General features: G+C 64.3%; 20 protein-coding genes and 1 tRNA gene. 4 read left to right on the top strand and 17 right to left on the bottom strand.

The window, feature by feature from the left end; genetic code table 11:
- Positions 1-5: 5 nt before the first annotated feature.
- The 9 genes from flgH to F817_RS0112300 all read right to left on the bottom strand — a co-directional run bounded on the left by flgH (position 6) and on the right by F817_RS0112300 (position 7,892).
- A complete protein-coding gene (gene flgH, locus F817_RS0112340; protein ID WP_024327933.1) occupies positions 6-704 on the bottom strand; it encodes a flagellar basal body L-ring protein FlgH in 699 nt (232 codons plus the stop codon).
- Positions 705-708: 4 nt separating this feature from the next.
- The gene (gene flgG / locus F817_RS0112335; protein ID WP_024327932.1) at positions 709-1,497 is read right to left on the bottom strand and encodes a flagellar basal-body rod protein FlgG; all 789 of its coding nucleotides are present in this window, start codon (positions 1,495-1,497) and stop codon (positions 709-711) included.
- A gap of 31 nt (positions 1,498-1,528) precedes the next feature.
- Positions 1,529-2,269, bottom strand: a complete 741-nt coding sequence (flgF, locus tag F817_RS0112330) for a flagellar basal-body rod protein FlgF (RefSeq protein WP_024327931.1) — start codon at positions 2,267-2,269, stop codon at positions 1,529-1,531.
- 32 nt (positions 2,270-2,301) lie between these two features.
- Positions 2,302-3,549: a flagellar hook protein FlgE gene (gene flgE / locus F817_RS0112325; protein ID WP_024327930.1), complete on the bottom strand. Its 1,248-nt coding sequence runs from the start codon at positions 3,547-3,549 to the stop codon at positions 2,302-2,304.
- Between the two features lie 43 nt (positions 3,550-3,592).
- Entirely contained in the window at positions 3,593-4,267 is a 675-nt protein-coding gene (locus F817_RS0112320) for a flagellar hook assembly protein FlgD (protein WP_024327929.1), read from the bottom strand.
- A gap of 10 nt (positions 4,268-4,277) precedes the next feature.
- Entirely contained in the window at positions 4,278-4,697 is a 420-nt protein-coding gene (gene flgC, locus F817_RS0112315; RefSeq protein WP_024327928.1) for a flagellar basal body rod protein FlgC, read from the bottom strand.
- Between the two features lie 327 nt (positions 4,698-5,024).
- Positions 5,025-5,432 carry a flagellar basal body rod protein FlgB gene (flgB, locus tag F817_RS0112310; protein ID WP_042799173.1) on the bottom strand — a complete coding sequence of 136 codons (408 nt, stop codon included), beginning with the start codon at positions 5,430-5,432 and terminating at the stop codon, positions 5,025-5,027.
- A gap of 216 nt (positions 5,433-5,648) precedes the next feature.
- Positions 5,649-6,464 (bottom strand): protein-glutamate O-methyltransferase CheR, encoded by an 816-nt coding sequence (locus F817_RS0112305; protein WP_024327926.1) that lies wholly within the window; start codon positions 6,462-6,464, stop codon positions 5,649-5,651.
- A gap of 489 nt (positions 6,465-6,953) precedes the next feature.
- The gene (locus F817_RS0112300; protein WP_024327925.1) at positions 6,954-7,892 is read right to left on the bottom strand and encodes a chemotaxis protein; all 939 of its coding nucleotides are present in this window, start codon (positions 7,890-7,892) and stop codon (positions 6,954-6,956) included.
- 286 nt (positions 7,893-8,178) lie between these two features.
- On the opposite strand from F817_RS0112300, the gene flgA reads away from it, so the two are divergent.
- The 4 genes from flgA (at position 8,179) to F817_RS0112280 (ending at position 10,621) form a co-directional block, all read left to right on the top strand.
- Complete coding sequence (gene flgA, locus F817_RS0112295) at positions 8,179-8,886, top strand: flagellar basal body P-ring formation chaperone FlgA (protein ID WP_029681129.1); 708 nt, start codon at positions 8,179-8,181, stop codon at positions 8,884-8,886.
- A gap of 106 nt (positions 8,887-8,992) precedes the next feature.
- Positions 8,993-9,307 carry a flagellar biosynthesis anti-sigma factor FlgM gene (gene flgM / locus F817_RS0112290; RefSeq protein WP_024327923.1) on the top strand — a complete coding sequence of 105 codons (315 nt, stop codon included), beginning with the start codon at positions 8,993-8,995 and terminating at the stop codon, positions 9,305-9,307.
- Positions 9,308-9,335: 28 nt separating this feature from the next.
- On the top strand, positions 9,336-9,821 hold the full coding sequence (locus F817_RS0112285; protein ID WP_024327922.1) for a flagella synthesis protein FlgN: 486 nt from the start codon (positions 9,336-9,338) through the stop codon (positions 9,819-9,821).
- 83 nt (positions 9,822-9,904) lie between these two features.
- Positions 9,905-10,621 (top strand): flagellar brake protein, encoded by a 717-nt coding sequence (locus F817_RS0112280; RefSeq protein ID WP_024327921.1) that lies wholly within the window; start codon positions 9,905-9,907, stop codon positions 10,619-10,621.
- Between the two features lie 75 nt (positions 10,622-10,696).
- Here F817_RS0112280 and F817_RS0112275 read toward each other — a convergent pair.
- The 8 genes from F817_RS0112275 to infC all read right to left on the bottom strand — a co-directional run bounded on the left by F817_RS0112275 (position 10,697) and on the right by infC (position 16,436).
- Positions 10,697-10,773 (bottom strand) — tRNA-Pro (locus F817_RS0112275).
- Between the two features lie 243 nt (positions 10,774-11,016).
- Entirely contained in the window at positions 11,017-11,373 is a 357-nt protein-coding gene (locus F817_RS0112270; protein ID WP_018140933.1) for a MerR family transcriptional regulator, read from the bottom strand.
- Complete coding sequence (locus F817_RS0112265) at positions 11,357-11,656, bottom strand: integration host factor subunit alpha (RefSeq protein WP_017942010.1); 300 nt, start codon at positions 11,654-11,656, stop codon at positions 11,357-11,359. The genes F817_RS0112270 and F817_RS0112265 overlap by 17 nt, the downstream gene beginning before the upstream one ends.
- Before the next feature lie 3 nt (positions 11,657-11,659).
- Positions 11,660-14,020 (bottom strand): phenylalanine--tRNA ligase subunit beta, encoded by a 2,361-nt coding sequence (gene pheT, locus F817_RS0112260; RefSeq protein ID WP_024327920.1) that lies wholly within the window; start codon positions 14,018-14,020, stop codon positions 11,660-11,662.
- Complete coding sequence (gene pheS / locus F817_RS0112255; RefSeq protein WP_018145455.1) at positions 14,020-15,048, bottom strand: phenylalanine--tRNA ligase subunit alpha; 1,029 nt, start codon at positions 15,046-15,048, stop codon at positions 14,020-14,022. The genes pheT and pheS overlap by 1 nt, the downstream gene beginning before the upstream one ends.
- A gap of 189 nt (positions 15,049-15,237) precedes the next feature.
- Positions 15,238-15,597 carry a 50S ribosomal protein L20 gene (gene rplT / locus F817_RS0112250; protein ID WP_018145454.1) on the bottom strand — a complete coding sequence of 120 codons (360 nt, stop codon included), beginning with the start codon at positions 15,595-15,597 and terminating at the stop codon, positions 15,238-15,240.
- A 20-nt stretch (positions 15,598-15,617) separates the two neighbouring features.
- A complete protein-coding gene (gene rpmI, locus F817_RS0112245) occupies positions 15,618-15,815 on the bottom strand; it encodes a 50S ribosomal protein L35 (RefSeq protein ID WP_017942014.1) in 198 nt (65 codons plus the stop codon).
- A gap of 102 nt (positions 15,816-15,917) precedes the next feature.
- Positions 15,918-16,436 carry a translation initiation factor IF-3 gene (gene infC, locus F817_RS0112240; protein ID WP_081644501.1) on the bottom strand — a complete coding sequence of 173 codons (519 nt, stop codon included), beginning with the start codon at positions 16,434-16,436 and terminating at the stop codon, positions 15,918-15,920.
- Positions 16,437-16,457 lie beyond the last annotated feature (21 nt).

The raw sequence follows: 16,457 nt of genomic DNA, 5'->3' as shown, positions 1-16,457 counted from the left end.
CCGGGTCAGAAGGGCCAGATCGGGCTGTTGAAGAAGCGCGTAATCCAGCCGGGTGTGTTGCTGTCGGCCAGTACGCCGGAGCCGCCGTAGTACACGCGGGCGTTCGCCACCTGGGTGGAAAGCACGGTGTTGTTGGTCGTCACGTCCACCGGGCGCACGATGCCGCGAAAGCGCACGTACTCCTCGCCCTGGTTGATGCCCAGCCATTTCTCGCCCTGCACCACCAGGTTGCCATTCGGCAGGACCTCGGCGACGGTCACGGTGATCTCGCCGTCGAGCTGGTTGCTCTGCGAGGAATCGCCGGATCCATCGAAGCTGCGCGAGCTCGAATTGCTCGCCCCGAACAGCGGGCGCCCGTTGAAAGTCGCATCGCGGCCGAAGGCTGTGAGATTCCCCAGTTCGAGGTCCGAGTCCTTGCCGGTGGAGGTCGACGCCGACTTCTGCGCGTTGGTGCTCTCTGCCAGGATAACGGTCAGGATGTCGCCGACGTTGCGTGCCTTGTAGTCCTCGAACAGGCCCTGGGAGTGGGCAGCCTGGTAGATGCCGCCATTGTTCTGGGACTGCGGGACCGGCTGCGCCGGCATCACCGGCTGGTAATCCGGATTGTCGTCCGGCTTGGTCGTCTGGGTGGCGGCGCAGGCCGACAACGCCAATGCGGCGGTCGTGGCCAGGGCCAGGCGGAGAACGGTTCCGAGGTGCATCATCACATCACCCGATCGTCTGGTTGACGAACTGCAGCGACTGGTCGGCCGCGGAGATCGCCTTGGAGTTGACCTCGTAGGCGCGCTGGGTCTCGATCATGTTCACCAGCTCCTCAGCAATGTTCACGTTCGAGGTCTCCAGCGAACCCTGCACCACCGTGCCGGTGCCGTTCAGGCCCGGCAGGGACTGCTGCGCCACGCCCGAGGCCGCCGTCTCGCGGAACAGGTTCTCGCCCACCGCCTGCAGGCCGGCCGGGTTCACGAAGTCCGCCAGCTGGATATTGCCCAGCTCCACCGGTGCGGCCTGCCCCGGGATCTGTGCGGTCACCGTGCCATCCTTGCCGATCGAGAGGGACTGGGTGTCCTCCGGCACGAACAGGCCCGGCTGCAGCGGGTAGCCATTGGACATCACCACCTGGCCGTCCGAATTCAGCTGGAAGCTGCCGTCGCGGGTGTACCCGACGTCGCCGTCCGGCAGCAGGATCTGGAAGAACCCGCGTCCCTCGATGGCAATATCCAGCGAATTGTCCGTCTGCTGCAGGTTGCCCTGCTCGAACATCTTCTCGGTGGACACGGCACGCACGCCGGTGCCGATCTGCAGGCCCGAGGGCAGCTGCTGGTCCTGCGTGGCCTGGGCACCCGGCTGGCGCACGGTCTGGTAGATCAGGTCCTCGAATACCGCCCGGTCCTTCTTGAAGCCCGTGGTATTCACGTTGGCCAGGTTGTTCGAGACCGTCGACATGCGCGTGTGCTGCGCGTCGAGGCCGGTCTTGGCGATCCACAGTGCCTGGTTCATGGTGTTCTCCCGTTATCTCTCAAATGCCGTGCTAGCCAATGCCAAGCAGGCGATTACTACTTTGTTCCAGCGTGTTGGCGCTATCCATCATCTTCACCTGCATCTCGAAGTGGCGGGACAGCTCGATCATTCGCGTGAGCGCCTCGACGGTGTTCACGTTGCTGCCCTCCAGCATCCCGGAGACGATGCGCACCTCGGCATCTGCCGGCGCCTCGCCGCCATCCGCCAGGCGGAACAGACCGTCATCCCCGCGCTGGAGCTCGTCCGTATCCGGGTTGACCAGGCGGATGCGTTCCACCGCCGCCAGGGCCTCCGGGCCGACACCCAGCGGACGCACGCTGACCGTGCCATCAGTACCGATTTCGATCTTCTCCGCCGGCGGGATGGCAATCGGCCCGCCATCGCCCAGCACCTGGTGGCCCTGCGCCGTGCGCAGCAGACCGAAGGCATCCACATGCAGCGAGCCGGCGCGGGTGTAGCCCTCCTCCCCGTCCGGGCCCTGCACCGCGATGAACCCCTCGCCCTCGATGGCGATGTCCAGATCCCGGCCGGTGCTCTGCATCTTGCCCTTGCTGAAGTCCACCGCCTCGTTGCCCACCTGGGTGTAGTCGCGCGAGGCATAGCCCGGGCCGCGTACCGGCACGGTGTCCGCCGTGGCCAGCGCCTGGCGGAAGCCATCGGTATTGGCGTTGGCCAGGTTGTGGTTGTTGATGGCCTGTGCGTGCATCGTCTCCTTCGCACCGGACATCGCGATGTACAGAAATCGATCCATGCTCAAGCCCTCTTCAGCGTCTCATCCGCGACTTAGCGGATGTTGATGATCGTCTGGGTGACCTGATCGGCCGTGGAGATGGTCTGCGCGTTCGCCTGGAAGTTGCGCTGCGCGGTGATCAAATTCACCAGTTCCTGGGCGATATCGACGTTCGATGCTTCCAGTGCCCCCGCTTGGATCTGACCGCGATCCCCCGTACCTGGGGCACCGTCCTGCGGTTCCCCCGATGCAAATGTCTGGGCCCAGTTGTTATTGCCTAGTTGTTCCAGCCCCTGCGGATTACGGAAATTGGCTAATGCAACCTGCCCGAGCGCCGATGCCTGTCCATTGGTAAACCGGGCAAACACCACTCCACTCGAGTCGATGTCCACCCCAGTCAGCCGGCCCGAGGCAAAGCCATCCTGGCCCAAGTCATTGACCGAAAAATCGCCGCCGTACTGAGTAGTCCCGGCGAAGTCGAAATTGATCTCAAGGTCATCCGCGCCGTTGTCCAGATTCTCAAATGTAAAGGCTTCCTCAGTGGCACCGGTCAGTTGGCCACTCCCGTCAAACTCAAGGGGGATCGCGTCACTCTCAAGAAACTGGGGGATACCATCCACATCGACGCCGTTAGAAATACGCGAATGTGCCTCCCAACTTTGAGGCCCGGTTTTCACGAAATACAGGTTCGCGTCCCGTGCGGTACCAAGCGAGTCGTAAACCGTCAGTGAGGTCGAGAAGTTATAGGTATCTGGCTGCTCGGGATTGAAGTCGCCCCCATCCAGTTCTGCCGCGTCTGACTGCAGGTTGACTAGCGCCTCGATCTCGCTGGTAGCTTGTGGCTCAGAGGCTCCGGTCTGCAGCCGAAGATCATCCCGCTGTCCGGTTGTAAAATTCGGATCAGCACTACCGGGATCTTCCGGAGGATAGCCTTGCAAACGCTGGCCCTGGTTATTAACCAAAAAGCCCTCGTTATCCACTTGGAATTCGCCCGCTCGGGTATACAGCTCGTTTCCCTGATCGTTGAGTACAAAGAAACCCTCACCGTCGATCGCCAAGTCCAAGCCGTTCTCAGTGAACTCGGTCCGACCCTGGGAGAACTGCTGGGTCACGGCCTGCAGCCGAGTACCGGAGCCGATTGCGGTCTGGCTGATGCCACCGAAGCTCTGGGCGAACACGTCTGCAAACTCCGCCCGCGAGCGCTTGAACCCGGTGGTTCCCGAGTTGGAGACGTTGTTACCAGTGGTCTGCAGATCCGCCTGGGCCGCGTTGAGACCGCTCAATCCGATATTGAAAGGCATGGGGTGTTTCCTCCGTTAGGGTTCGTTCGTCGCGGGCCCGGCGTCAGCCGCCAATCCGCCGTACATCCGAAAAACTGATCTCGCCAAGGCCCTGCACGGTCAGTGCAAGCCCCGAATCGCCGCCTACCGCGACGCTCTCCACACGGGCATCCAGAAAGGTATCCACGGATTCGGTCTGAGTGCCGGAACGAGCCGTTGCCTTGAACTCGTACACACCGGGCGGGGCGAACGTGCCGTCATCACGCATGCCGTCCCAACTGAATTCCTGCAGGCCGCTGCCAGCGGCCCCCATATTCATTCGTCGGATGCGTTCGCCATTCGGGCTGTAGACGTCGATCTGCAATTCCTCGGTCGAGCGCTCCAGGTCCACTGCACCCTTGACCATGCCGTCTGCACCGAGCTCACCGAATTCCACCGGGACCAGCACGTCCTTGCCCACCAGGGATGCCGCTTGCAGCGTCTGGTTCTGCCCCAGCGACTGCGCCAGTTTCTCGAACGACTTGGACAGCTCCTCGATGCCGGTTACGGTCGAGAACTGCGCCATCTGGCCCAGGAAGTCGCCGTTATCCATCGGCTCCATCGGGTCCTGATTCTCCAGCTGGGTCGTCATCAGCTTGAGAAAGTCGGACTGACCCAGGCGGTCCATGTCCTTGTCCTGTTTCTGCTCGGGGCGCGAGAGGCCCAGGCGATCCAGCAATTCGGGGGATATCTGTGTCATCGATGGCTCCCTAGCCTTGACCGATCTGCAATGTGCGCTGGAGCAGTTGACGCGAGGTCTCCATCACCTCGACGTTGGCTTCGTAGTTGCGCGAGGCGGACATCATGTTGGCCATCTCCTCTACCACGCTGATCGCGGGCCGGAAGATGTAGCCGTCCTCGTTCGCCTGCGGGTGGTGCGGCTCGTAGTGTGCATTCGGTGCCGCCTGCGACTCGGTGACGCCGGCCACCCGCACGGCCGTCGACGAACCGTTCGGGTTGGCCTGGTCCATCACGCTCTGGAACAGCACCTGCTTGGCGCGATAGGTCTCGTCCGGGTTGGTCGCCGCGGTGTTCGCGTTGGCCAGGTTCGAGGCCACGGTGTTCAGGCGCACCGACTGCGCCGAGAGCGCCGAGGCGGAGGTATTGAACAGGCTGAACATATTGCTCACGACATCGATCTCCCGATCAGGTCCGCGTTAAGGAAACACTGATTGATGTACACGCTCGCGCTCGAGTCGCTTTTGCGTGCGAACAAGGCGCGGTGACCGCCGTGCAGTCATTCTGCACAAAGGAACCGCAACGCCCTTCCCGCGCCCGTTTTTGATAACAACGGGCGGCCGATCCCCTGCTTTCAATGGCTTGCGGGGGTTGGCACCCCAGGTTCCCCGATCCTGCGTTGCGGCCCTTGCCGGTAGAACCACTACCGGCTGCGCACCGCGCCTTGTCTCGGAACACCTGGGGTACCAACGCGAGTGTGTACATTAATCAGTGTTTCCTTAACGATCGCCCCGCAGGGCCTCGCGGATGCCGGAGACCCGGCGATTAAGGAACTCCAGACTGCTCTGGTACTGCACCGCGTTCTCGGCAAAGGCGGCCCGCTCCATCTGCGGATCCACCGTGTTGCCGTCCAGCGACGCCTGCGACGGCACGCGATAAAGCGCTTCGGCCTGCCCGTTCATCGCGCCGACGTTGGGGTCGAGATGCGCCGCCTGACTGCGCACCATGGGCAAGGTATTGCCACCCCCGGCGGCGGATTCAAGCACCGAGCGGAAATCGATGTCGCGCGCCTTGTAGTTCGGGGTATCCGCGTTGGCGATGTTGGACGCCAGCAGCTCCATGCGTTGCGCCCGCACGTTCACCGCCTGCGGCAGAATGCCCATCGCCTTGTCGAGAGAGAGACTCATACCTTCCGTCCTGTCCGCCGTGGCGGACCCTCGCTTCGAGTACCGGGACGCAACCGTTGCGGTCCCTTGCAGCCAGGAAGATGCAAACGCTGTGCCATCAAGGCCGGCGCGCTCGAACGGGCGGGGATGTTCCGGCTAGAACGATAGGGGACTGGAAAGGCGCGACACCCGCATTGCACGGGCGTTCCCGGGAAACCGACCCGGGGCGGAACTACATCAGGATTTCAGCCGCAGGACCGAGCCGTACTCGGTGCGGACGGTCTCGAAAGCCTGGGTATAGGGCCCGGCCGTCTCGGAAGCGCCAAGAAACAGATACCCGCCCGGATTCATCTGCCGGGCAATACCGTCAAGAACCTGTCGCTTGGTCTCGCCGGAGAAATAGATGAGCACATTGCGGCAGAACACCAGGTCGAACTTGCCGAGCGCCGCGTAGCTGTCGACCAGGTTGAGCTTCTGGAAACGGCAGCGGCGCTGGACCTCGGAGATCACCTTGTGGCCGTCCGCCACGGTCTCGAAGAAACGGGCGCGCCGGCTCTCGCTGAGCCCGCGCACAATACTCAGACCGTCGTACACCGCCCGCCGGGCATCGTCCAGGATCTTTTCCGACAGGTCCGTCCCCAGGATGGAGACCGGCACCTTGCGGGTCGGGCGCGACTCCTCCCACTCCGAGACAACCATGGAAATGCTGTAGGCCTCCTGGCCGCTGGAACAGCCCGAAGACCAGACCTTGATGCTGCTGCCCTTCGCGGCGAGTTCCGGCAGCAGCACATGGCGCAGGATCTCGAACGGAAAGCCATCGCGAAACCAGGAGGTCTCGTTGGTGGTCATCGCATCGATGACGCGGGTACGCAACCGAGGATTCGGCGCCTGCCGCATTGCATGCAGAAGCTCCGGAACGCTCTTGAAGTCGAACTCGTCGAGCAGCCGTGAAAGGCGGCTGGACACCAGATACTGCCGACTGTCGCCCAGCACCAGGCCGCAGCAATCCTGCAGGAAGCGGGAAAACTCTTCGTAGTCGCGGGAATCGATCACCCGTTCATCCCCCAGGGAAACACCGCTGAATGTACACGTTCGCGCTCGAGTCGCTCTTGCGGGCGGACAAGGCGCGGCGACTGCCGTGCAGTCACTCTGCACAAGGGAGCCGCAACGCCGTGCGCGCACCCGTTTTCATCAACGACGGGTGACCGAACTCCCTGGGGTGGGTACCCCAGGTTCCCCGATCCTGCATTGCGCCGCTTGTGGGTCGGACCACTACCCACTGCAGGACGCGCCTGATCGTGGAAAACCAGGGGTACCCGAGCGAGTGCTCACGTTCATCAGTGTTTCCCTAGCGCGGTCCATCGTGATTAGGCATCCTGATGACGAATCCTTGACAGCGGCACCCGCGCCGCAGAACCGGGGCAATCCCCGCGAATCGGGCCCCAGTATACGGCGTCGCGCCCATGTCACGACAGACACGGGTACGCGGTCTTGCACCGCCACACTGCGCTTGCCGGGCGGCAAACCCGTTCCGCCCGGCGGTCATTCGCCCTGCCGATCCTCGCGCCCGGTCTGATCCAGCACCGCATTGGCCAGCTCGTCCGGGTTGAACTTCGACAGGAAGGCATCGGCGCCGGCGCGCTTGACCATGTCGGTGTTGAACTCGCCACTCAACGAGGAATGCAGCAGCACCTTGAGATCCTTCAGGGCCGCATCGTCCCGGATACGCGCCGTCAGGGTGTAGCCGTCCATGCGCGGCATCTCGATATCCGAGATCACCAGCTCGACCTGGTCCCGCACCGGCCCTTCCGCCGCCTTCTGTTCCAGAAAGTCGAGTGCCTCCTGGCCATCCTTGAAGACCTCGTACTCGAATCCGAGCCCGCGGATCGCACCCTCGATCTGCTTGCGGGCCACCACAGAGTCATCGACGATCACGACCTTGCGGCCGCCCTCCACGGTAGCATCCGCGCGGATGGACTCGGAGACTTCGGAAGGCAGCGGATTGACGATGGAGAGCACCCGCTCGACATCGATGATCTCGACCAGCTTGTTGTCGATCTCGGTGACGGCAACCAGGAAGGATTCGCGCCCGGTCCCGCGCGGGGGCGACTTCACGTCCTGCCAGTTCACGTTGACGATGCGATCCACGGCCGACACCCAGAAGCCCTGCACCGACCGGTTGAACTCGGTGACCACCACCTTCTGATCCCCACTGTCCCCCGCGCCGGCACTTCCGCGCAGGCCCATCGCCCGCGCCAGGTCGATGATCGGCACGGTACCGCCGCGCAGTGTCGCCACGCCGCGTACCACACTCATGGACCCCGGGATCTGGCGCAACGGCGGCGACGGGATGACCTCGCGCACCTTGAACACATTGATTCCGAACGTCTGCGAGCCCCCCAGATGGAACAACAGCAGCTCCATCCGGTTCTGCCCTACCAGCTGTGTTCGCTGGTTCACATCGTCAATGAATTGACTCATGGTCCTGCTCTCCTTGTCCCGCGGCCGCATGCTGCGGGCAGGTTCCGAAGGCCAAGTGTGCACCGCGCAACCCCGGCCTGTCATTTGCATTGGCTTGAACGCGCACGCTGGCGCCGCCCTACCGGGATAACGGCGGCGGCGCCCGGGTCTTGAATGTCGTCAGTCTCTAATCTTGGCACCAAACCTGCATGGCAATGGGTCCGTGTTGCGACCGGCCGACCCGCGGCCACCGATTGATGTCCGCCCAAAGGGCGAGGACCGAAACATGAACCAACAGCCAGCCTGCATGCTCCGACGGGGCCCTCTCGGGCTCTTGTTGCTCATCGCGTTGTCCGCGTTCCCGGCAGCGGCGCAGGCGGAGATCCACCCGGTCTCCGAGATTCGCGAGGCAGCCGAGGAATTCCTGCTGCAGGAACTGGACGCCGCGAATGCCGAAGACATCAACATCGAGATCGGTCAGCTCGACAACCGTTTGCGCCTGGCCTATTGCAGCGACGGCCTGAATGCTCGCTTCCCTCCCGGCGGTCGTCGCGACGGAAACACCGCGGTCCACCTCCAGTGTGCCGGACCGGTCACCTGGCAGCTGTATGTCCCCGCGACCGTGGAGCGCTATGCCCAGGTGCTGGTTGCCAGCCGCACCCTGCCGCGTCAGCACACGCTCACCAACGGCGACCTGCGCTTCCAGCGGATCGAGACGTCGCGGCATGCCGGCAGCTATCATGAAGACAAATCCGCCCTGGTCGGGCAGCAAACGCGGCGCAGCATCCGGCCGGGCCAGATCATCGGCACCCAGCATGTGACGCAGCGCGAGATCGTCAGCCGGGGCCAGCGCGTAACGATCCTGGCCGAGAACGGATCCATCGCGATCCGCATGCAGGGCGAGGCCCTGGAGAACGGCACCCTGGGCGATCGCATCCAGGTGAAGAACACCTCCTCCGGGCGGGTCGTGGAGGGCGAGATTCAGCCCTCCGGACATGTCCGGGTCGCACTCTGAACGCGGGTCTGTGACCGGCGTTACAAAATCGAATGCCGCGGGACTACAGTTTCAGACATTCCGGCCGTAAACAATTGCAGCACAGTTACAACGACAGGACGGCACAATGGATATCAAGGGCCTCAATTCGAACAACCTTCGCCCCGACGGCCAGAGTTCCACGGTCAAGGGTCGCGAGGACAACAACGGCGCAGCCAACCGCACGCAGGGCACGGACAATGCGCCGGCAGCCGGCAACGACTCGCTGACCCTGACCGGCGCGGCCCAGGCCATCAGCTCGGCGGCCGGCGCGAGCGACAGCGCGCCGTTCGACGCCGCACGGGTGGCCGAATTGCGCGAGGCGATTTCCAGCGGCAACTACCCGGTGGACAACGAACAGCTGGCCGATCGCATGATCGACCTCGAACGCCTGCTGCGCTAACGACGGACCAACGACGGGACCCGACGCCATGAATGCCGACTCGCGCCATCGCCTGCAGCGCTCCCTGGAGACCTCGATCCGGCTGGCCCACCAGCTGGAAGAGGCACTGCTGCAGGAGACCCGCGCGGTCGAGGCGCGCACGCCCGATACCCTGCAGGAAGTCGTGACCACCAAGCAGGGCCTCCTCCATGACCTCGAGACCGAGACCCGCCAGCAACGGGAAATCGCCGAGGCCGAGAACGAGTCATTTACGCCGGAGGGCATGGCCCGACTGCTGTCGCGCCTGGACGACGGTGCCATGCTCAACAACCACTGGCTGGCACTGCGCCAGTCCATCGAACGCTGCAATACCCTCAACCAGGGCAACGCGCGGCTGATCGATCGTGATCGCCAGCGCGTGGAGCTGTCGATGCAGATCCTGCGTGGCGAGGAGGCCGGTCCGGCCGCGACCTACGACCCCTACGGCCGCACACGCCCCAACAGTCGGGGCGGACGCCGTATTACGCAGGCCTGATGCAGCTTTTTCTCTCTGGCGCTGGCATTTCCCGGCACCGACCAGTACCTTGCGTCCTCACACTTCAATAACGCCACGGACGCATGGACGACACCGACTACACGGTCGACAAGCCGGACCGGATCGCCGGCATCCTCAAGGATCTCGATCACAAGCTTACCCTCGTCAGCGTCCGTCTCGACGCTGACGGCCCGCTGTACACCTCGGCCCTGGTGCGGCTCGATTCCGGGGCCAGGGAACTCTTTCTTGACGAGCTGAACCCGTCCCGCGCGCACCAGCAGGTCGCCGCCGGCATGTCGCTGCGCGTCTTCGCGGCCCTGCGCGGGGTCGCGGTCCGGTTCACCACCACCGTCGCGCGCATCGAGCAGGAACAGGGGGGTGCCCTGTACGCCTGCCCCTATCCCGACACACTGCAATACCTCCAGCGCCGCGAGACCTTCCGCGTCCACATCCCCATGGCCCAGCGCCCGCAGATCGAGCTGCGCGCCCCGTCCTGGAACGATCCGGTCGTTGCGGAACTGGTCGACCTGTCGGGCCAGGGCATGTGCATCGAATTGCCGACCACGATCCTCGACACCCTGGAGATCGGCACCACCCTCGCGTTCGCGAACCTGCTGCTCCCGGATGTCAGTGAACGGCTTTCGGGTGACATGCGCCTGGCCAACCGTCGGCGCAGCACGCGGGACGGCTACGAGTACGCCGGATTCGAGATCGTCGGGATGACCCAGTGGCTGGAGCGCCAGACCAACATCGCCCTGCTCCACTATCAGCGCGCGGCGCGCCGACGTTCAATGGAATAGTCCCTGGGCCCGTTGGTCGAAGCCACAGACACGAAAAAGGCCGCTTTCAAGCGGCCTTTTTCGTTGGTTCCTGTTTGGTCGGGACGGCAGGATTTGAACCTGCGACCCTCTGCACCCCATGCAGATGCGCTACCAGACTGCGCCACGCCCCGAAGCCGCGAACTATATCCGATTCCCCGCCTTCACGAAAGCATCGGCCACCCCATTGCTGCGAGATCCGTGCGGACCATTCGTGCCAGGTACACCGAGAATGGAGCATTGATGCGATTCGCTTCGCTCGTCGCATCCTACAGGCCGGAAATTTCGAACTGAAGTTGGGTACAGAAGGACACCGTAGGATGCGACGAGCGAAGCGAATCGCATCAATACGGCGTCTGGGCGTCCCCTACGGAGACTCAGGCGCGCAGCACGCGCAGAACCGATTCAAGCTCGGAGATGGTGTCCTGGATGATCTGCTGCGCCTGTTGCCGATCGCCCTTCGCCTCGTCTCCGGAGAGCTTCTGGCGGGCTCCGTTGATGGTGTAGCCCTCCTCGTACAACAGGGCCCGGATCTGGCGGATCAGGATAACATCCTGGCGCTGATAGTAGCGACGGTTGCCGCGGCGCTTGACCGGTTCCAGCATCGGGAACTCCTGTTCCCAGTAACGCAGCACGTGCGGCTTGACCTGGCACAGCTCCGCCACCTCGCCAATGGTGAAGTAGCGCTTGCCCGGGATCGCGGGCAGTTCCTGGTGGTTACTCGCCTCCAGCATAGCTCTCTACCCGCTCGCGCAGTTTTTGTCCCGGGCGGAAGGTGACCACGCGGCGCGCGGAGACCGGGATCTCCTCACCCGTCTTGGGATTGCGCCCCGGCCGTTGATTCTTGTCGCGGAGGATGAAGTTGCCGAAACCGGAGAGCTTCACGCCCTCGCCCGACTCCAGCGACTGGCGCATCTCCTCGAAGAACATCTCGACGAATTCCTTGGCCTCGCGCTTGTTGAGACCCAGTTCCTCGTTTAGCACGGCGGCGAGATCCGCCTTGGTTACAGCTGCCATGGGCTATTGTCTCAGGGTTGCGTTGAACCGGGTCTGGAGATGCCGCACCACCGCATCGGTGACACCAGCGACGTCCTGTTCGCCTAGGGTGCGATCAAAAGCCCGTAAAATCAAGCCCAAAGCGAGGCTCTTTTCGCCCGGATTCAAGCCCTTGCCCTGGTAGACGTCGAACAGGCGAACGTCCTGCACAAGTCCCAGGTTCAGTTCGTCGATGGCCGCCAGCACGTCACCCGCCGCCACCGACTCCGAAACCACAAGCGCCAGATCCCGGCGGATCGACGGATACGGCGACAACGGCGCGAACTGCGCCACCGGCGCGCGCACCACAGCCACCGCATCCAGATCGAACAGGTAGACTGGGTCCACGTCGAAACGCTCGCACAGCGACGGATGCAAGCGACCGACCCAGCCGATGGCCTGATCGTCCACCAGGACCCGGGCCGACTGGCCATCATGCAACGCTGGGTGACGCTCGGCGCAAAAGCCGAGTCGCCCGCCCACGCGTGCGCACAGGCCCTCCACGACCCCCTTGGCATCGAAGAAGTCCAGCTCGCGCGCCGCACCCTGCCAGAATTCCGGGTGTGCCCGTCCGCCGATCAGGCCCGCCAGGCGCGCCTCCTGGCGCAGCCCCGAGGCATCGGGCACGAAGCGCAGGCCATGCTCGAACAGGCGAAGATCCGATTGCTGGCGCGCCTGGTTATAGGCGGCAGTGGTCACCAGCCCCGGCCACAGACCCGGGCGCATCACCGCAAGGTCCGAAGAAATCGGATTGGCAAGCGCCAGCGGTTCCACGTCCGGATAAAAGGCCTGGGCCGCCTCGCGGGCGACAAAACTGAAACTGATGATCTCGTGGAATCCCTGACGGGCAAGGCCGGTGCGCAAGGATCGAAGACCCGCGTCCGGGGTCGCCGGCGCCACCGGCTTCGGGAGCGTCTGCGGCAGGGCATCGTAGCCGTGCACCCGCGCCAGCTCTTCGATCAGGTCCTCCTCGCGCTCGAGATCGAAGCGTGCACGCGGCGCATGCACCGACCAGCCCTCGTCGGTGGTCGTGACCTGACAGTCGAGCGCGCGCAGGATGCGTTCGACCTCGGTCGCCTGGAGCGTGACTCCGAGCAACCGCTGAACGCGCGACGGCCGCAGGGTTATGGCCGACTCGCCATGGGAGCTGGGCGTCTCGCCTACCTGTTCGACCGGGCCACACTGTCCGCCGCAGATCTCCAGCAGCAACTGCGTCGCGCGTTCCATTGCCTGCGGCACCAGGGTGGGATCGACGCCCCTCTCGAAGCGGTGGGAGGCATCGGTGTGCAAACCATGGGCCCGCGCCCGGCCGGCCAGCGCCCGCGGCGTGAAATGGGCGCACTCGAGGATCACCCGTGTGGTGGCATCATCGACCGCACTCGCGGCACCCCCCATCACGCCGGCGAGCGCCAGCGGACCCTCGGCACTGGCGATGACCACATCCTGCGGAGAAAGCTTCACCGTCTGATCGCCCCCGAGCAGGGTCAGGGATTCCCCCTTCTCGGCCCGGCGCACCACAATCGGGTCGCCCGTGCGTCCGGCATCGAACGCGTGCAGGGGCTGTCCCAACTCCAGCATGACGTAGTTGGTCACGTCCACGATGGCGCTGAGCGGCCGCACACCGGCGCGACGCAGCCGTTCCGTCATCCACAACGGCGTCGCGGCCTGGGCATCCAGCCCTTCCAGGACTCGGGCCGCATACAGCGGACAGGCCTCCGGGTCCCTCACATCCACAGCCACCCCGGCCGCGCTGGCAACCCCCACAACCGACGCCGCAGGCGCCTGCAGCGGGCGGTCCAGCAACGCCGAGCATTCCCGCGCGATGCCGCGCATCCCGAGGCAATCCGCCCGGTTCGGGGTCAGGTCCACTTCCAGGATGGTGTCGTCCAGCGCCAGCGCCTCGCGCAGGTCCTGTCCGGCCTCCAGCGTCGCCGGCAATGCCAGCAGCCCCGCGGCATCCTCGGAAAGTCCCAGCTCGCGCGCCGAACAGAGCATGCCTTCGGAGGCCACCCCGCGCAGTTTGGATCGCTTGATCCGGAAATCGCCCGGCAGAACCGCGCCAATCACAGCCACCGGCGCACGCATCCCCTCGTGAACATTGGGCGCCCCGCAGACAATCGTCAGCGGCTCCGCCTCGCCCGCCTCCACCCGGCACACGCGCAGGCGGTCGGCATCCGGATGCGGCTCCACGGACAGCACGTGGCCCACCCGGACCCCGCTGAAGTCCGGGGCCGCGGGTTCCACGGCATCCAGCTCCAGGCCCGCCATCGTCAGGCGATGACCCAGCGCCTCCGGAGTCTCGTCAATCTGCAGCCATTCCTGCAGCCATTGCACACTGATACGCATTAGCCTGTCTGCCCGAATTGCCCGATGAAGCGGATATCGTTGTCGAAGAACAGCCGGAGGTCGTTCACGCCATGGCGCAGCATCGCCATGCGTTCGACGCCCAGGCCAAAGGCAAAGCCGGTGTACTGCTCGGCGTCGATCCCCACGTGACCCAGCACGTTGGGGTGCACCATCCCGCAGCCCATCACCTCCAGCCAGCCGGTGTGGCTGCAAACGCGGCAGCCGTCACCGCCGCAGTGCACGCACTGGATGTCGACCTCTGCCGACGGCTCGGTGAACGGGAAGTACGACGGCCGAAAGCGCGTGGCCAGATCGTCCCGATCAAAGAAGGCCTGAAGAAATGCACTCAACACGCCGCGCAGATCCGCGAACGTGATGTCCGTATCCACGCAAAGCCCTTCCACCTGGTGGAACATCGGGCTATGCGTCAGATCCGAATCGCAGCGATACACGCGCCCTGGCGCGATCACGCGCAGCGGCGGGCGCTCCTGTTCCATGGTGCGGATCTGCACCGGCGAGGTATGCGTACGCAGCACGCGGTGGGCATCAAAGTAGAAGGTGTCGTGCATCGCCCGCGCCGGGTGATGCTCGGGGATGTTCAGGGCCTCGAAGTTGTGGAAGTCATCTTCCACCTCGGGGCCCTCGGCCACGCGGAAGCCCAATCCGGCAAAGAAGGTCTCGATGCGTTCCAGGGTTTGTGTAATGGGGTGCAGCGCGCCATCGGCCTGACGCCGCCCCGGCAAGGTCACGTCGACCTGCTCGCCCGCCAGCTGTTCCGCCAGTGCGCTCTGCGCCAGGGCCTCCTTGCGCGACTCGATCAGGCCGGCGACCTCGGTCTTGGCCTCGTTCACTTTCTGCCCCGCCGCCGGCCGTTCCTCCGCCGGTAGCTTGCCCAGCTCCTTGAGCTGTGCCGTGAGTGCGCCCTTCTTGCCGAGATAGTGCACCCGGACCTCGTCCAGCGCCTTCAGGTCCGTGGCCCCTTCGACGCGCTCGCGCGCCTCGGCGACCAGCTGTTGCAGTTGTTCCACGACTTCCCCCGACTGGTACGGGCCTCCTCGGCCCCCTGTTCGCCTGCAAGGCAGCGGCCCCCGAGTGCGGGCCGCTGCCTTGCAGGCGCCTCGTTTCCTGTTCCCGAAACAAAAAAGGGAGGGCATCGACCCTCCCTTCTCGGGACCCGCCGGCACACCGCCGGCGGGCAGTCCTTCAGGCCCTGCGGCTCAGGCCGGCAGTGCAGCCTTGGCCTTCTCCGCGATCTTGCCGAACGCGGTCAGGTCGTGCACGGCCAGATCGGCCAGGGTCTTGCGGTCGATATCGATCTCGGCCTTGTTCAAACCGTTCATCAAACGGCTGTAGGAGAGATCGAACTGACGGGCCGCCGCATTGATGCGGACGATCCACAGCGACCGGAACTGACGCTTCTTCTGGCGACGGTCACGGTAGGCATACTGACCGGCCTTGATGACGGCCTGGTTGGCAACGCGGAAGACGTTCTTCCGGGCGCCGTAGTAGCCCTTGGCTTGCTTCAGGACTTTCTTGTGACGGGCGTGAGCGGTTACACCGCGCTTGACTCGTGGCATGTCTCGATTCCTCGGTCAGTTCAACGGTACGGCAGCAGCTTGCGCACAGCCGGGGCATCCGACTCGTGCACCATCGCCGGACTGCGCAGGTGACGCTTACGCTTGGTAGGCTTCTTGGTCAGGATGTGGCTGCGGTGCGACTGGAACCGCTTGAACTTCCCCGACCCAGTACGGGTGAAGCGCTTGGCCGCACCCCGATTGGTCTTGATCTTTGGCATTGCTCTCTCCGGCATTTTGGACCGTACCCAGCGTGGGCCGGCCGTTTATGGGAGGACCGGCAGGTATGCGGAGACCTGCGCGATCCTTGTCGTCCGACCGGCCTACTTCTTCTTGCCGGTCAGCACCATGATCATCTGGCGCCCTTCCATCTTCGGGCGTTGTTCCACGACCGCGATATCGGCCATGTCCTGCTCGATCTTGTCGAGCAGCTCGCCCCCCAGCTCCTGGTGGCGCATCTCGCGCCCGCGGAAGCGGATGGTCACCTTGCCCTTGTCACCGGCCTCGATGAAGCGACGCAGGTTGCGAAGCTTGACGTTGTAGTCGCCCTCGTCCGTACCCGGACGAAACTTCACTTCCTTGATCTGGATCTGCTTCTGCTTCTTCTTGGCTTCCTGCGCCTTCTTCGCCTGCTCGAACTTGAACTTGCCGTAGTCCATGATCCGGGCCACGGGCGGCTCGGCATTCGGCGAGATCTCGACCAGGTCCAGACCCGCTTCCTGGGCCATTTCCAGGGCCTCTGCAGTGCTGCAGACACCGCGATTCTCGCCTTCGGCATCGATCAGCCGGATTTGCGGACAGTTGATCTGATCGTTCAGGCGGACCGTTTTTGCTGCGCTAATAGCCTTCTCTCCAGTTCAAGG

It is taken from the genome of Thioalkalivibrio sp. AKL19 (assembly GCF_000420165.1).
GTDB lineage: Bacteria > Pseudomonadota > Gammaproteobacteria > Ectothiorhodospirales > Ectothiorhodospiraceae > Thioalkalivibrio.
Note: the sequence above shows the minus strand (reverse complement) of the source record. Positions and strands in the feature narration are given on the sequence as shown.

Bases quoted from the DNA above. Each gene is read 5' to 3' on its own strand.
- flgM (WP_024327923.1), top strand. From the start codon at position 8,993: ATGGATATCAAGGGCCTCAATTCGAACAACCTTCGCCCCGACGGCCAG.
- flgB (WP_042799173.1), bottom strand. From the start codon at position 5,432: ATGAGTCTCTCTCTCGACAAGGCGATGGGCATTCTGCCGCAGGCGGTG.
- flgH (WP_024327933.1), bottom strand. From the start codon at position 704: ATGATGCACCTCGGAACCGTTCTCCGCCTGGCCCTGGCCACGACCGCC.
- flgE (WP_024327930.1), bottom strand. From the start codon at position 3,549: ATGCCTTTCAATATCGGATTGAGCGGTCTCAACGCGGCCCAGGCGGAT.
- rpmI (WP_017942014.1), bottom strand. From the start codon at position 15,815: ATGCCAAAGATCAAGACCAATCGGGGTGCGGCCAAGCGCTTCACCCGT.
- flgF (WP_024327931.1), bottom strand. From the start codon at position 2,269: ATGGATCGATTTCTGTACATCGCGATGTCCGGTGCGAAGGAGACGATG.
- F817_RS0112265 (WP_017942010.1), bottom strand. From the start codon at position 11,656: ATGGCAGCTGTAACCAAGGCGGATCTCGCCGCCGTGCTAAACGAGGAA.
- flgA (WP_029681129.1), top strand. From the start codon at position 8,179: ATGCTCCGACGGGGCCCTCTCGGGCTCTTGTTGCTCATCGCGTTGTCC.
- F817_RS0112270 (WP_018140933.1), bottom strand. From the start codon at position 11,373: ATGCTGGAGGCGAGTAACCACCAGGAACTGCCCGCGATCCCGGGCAAG.
- F817_RS0112285 (WP_024327922.1), top strand. From the start codon at position 9,336: ATGAATGCCGACTCGCGCCATCGCCTGCAGCGCTCCCTGGAGACCTCG.
- rplT (WP_018145454.1), bottom strand. From the start codon at position 15,597: ATGCCACGAGTCAAGCGCGGTGTAACCGCTCACGCCCGTCACAAGAAA.
- F817_RS0112280 (WP_024327921.1), top strand. From the start codon at position 9,905: ATGGACGACACCGACTACACGGTCGACAAGCCGGACCGGATCGCCGGC.
- F817_RS0112300 (WP_024327925.1), bottom strand. From the start codon at position 7,892: ATGAGTCAATTCATTGACGATGTGAACCAGCGAACACAGCTGGTAGGG.
- flgG (WP_024327932.1), bottom strand. From the start codon at position 1,497: ATGAACCAGGCACTGTGGATCGCCAAGACCGGCCTCGACGCGCAGCAC.
- F817_RS0112320 (WP_024327929.1), bottom strand. From the start codon at position 4,267: ATGACACAGATATCCCCCGAATTGCTGGATCGCCTGGGCCTCTCGCGC.
- pheT (WP_024327920.1), bottom strand. From the start codon at position 14,020: ATGCGTATCAGTGTGCAATGGCTGCAGGAATGGCTGCAGATTGACGAG.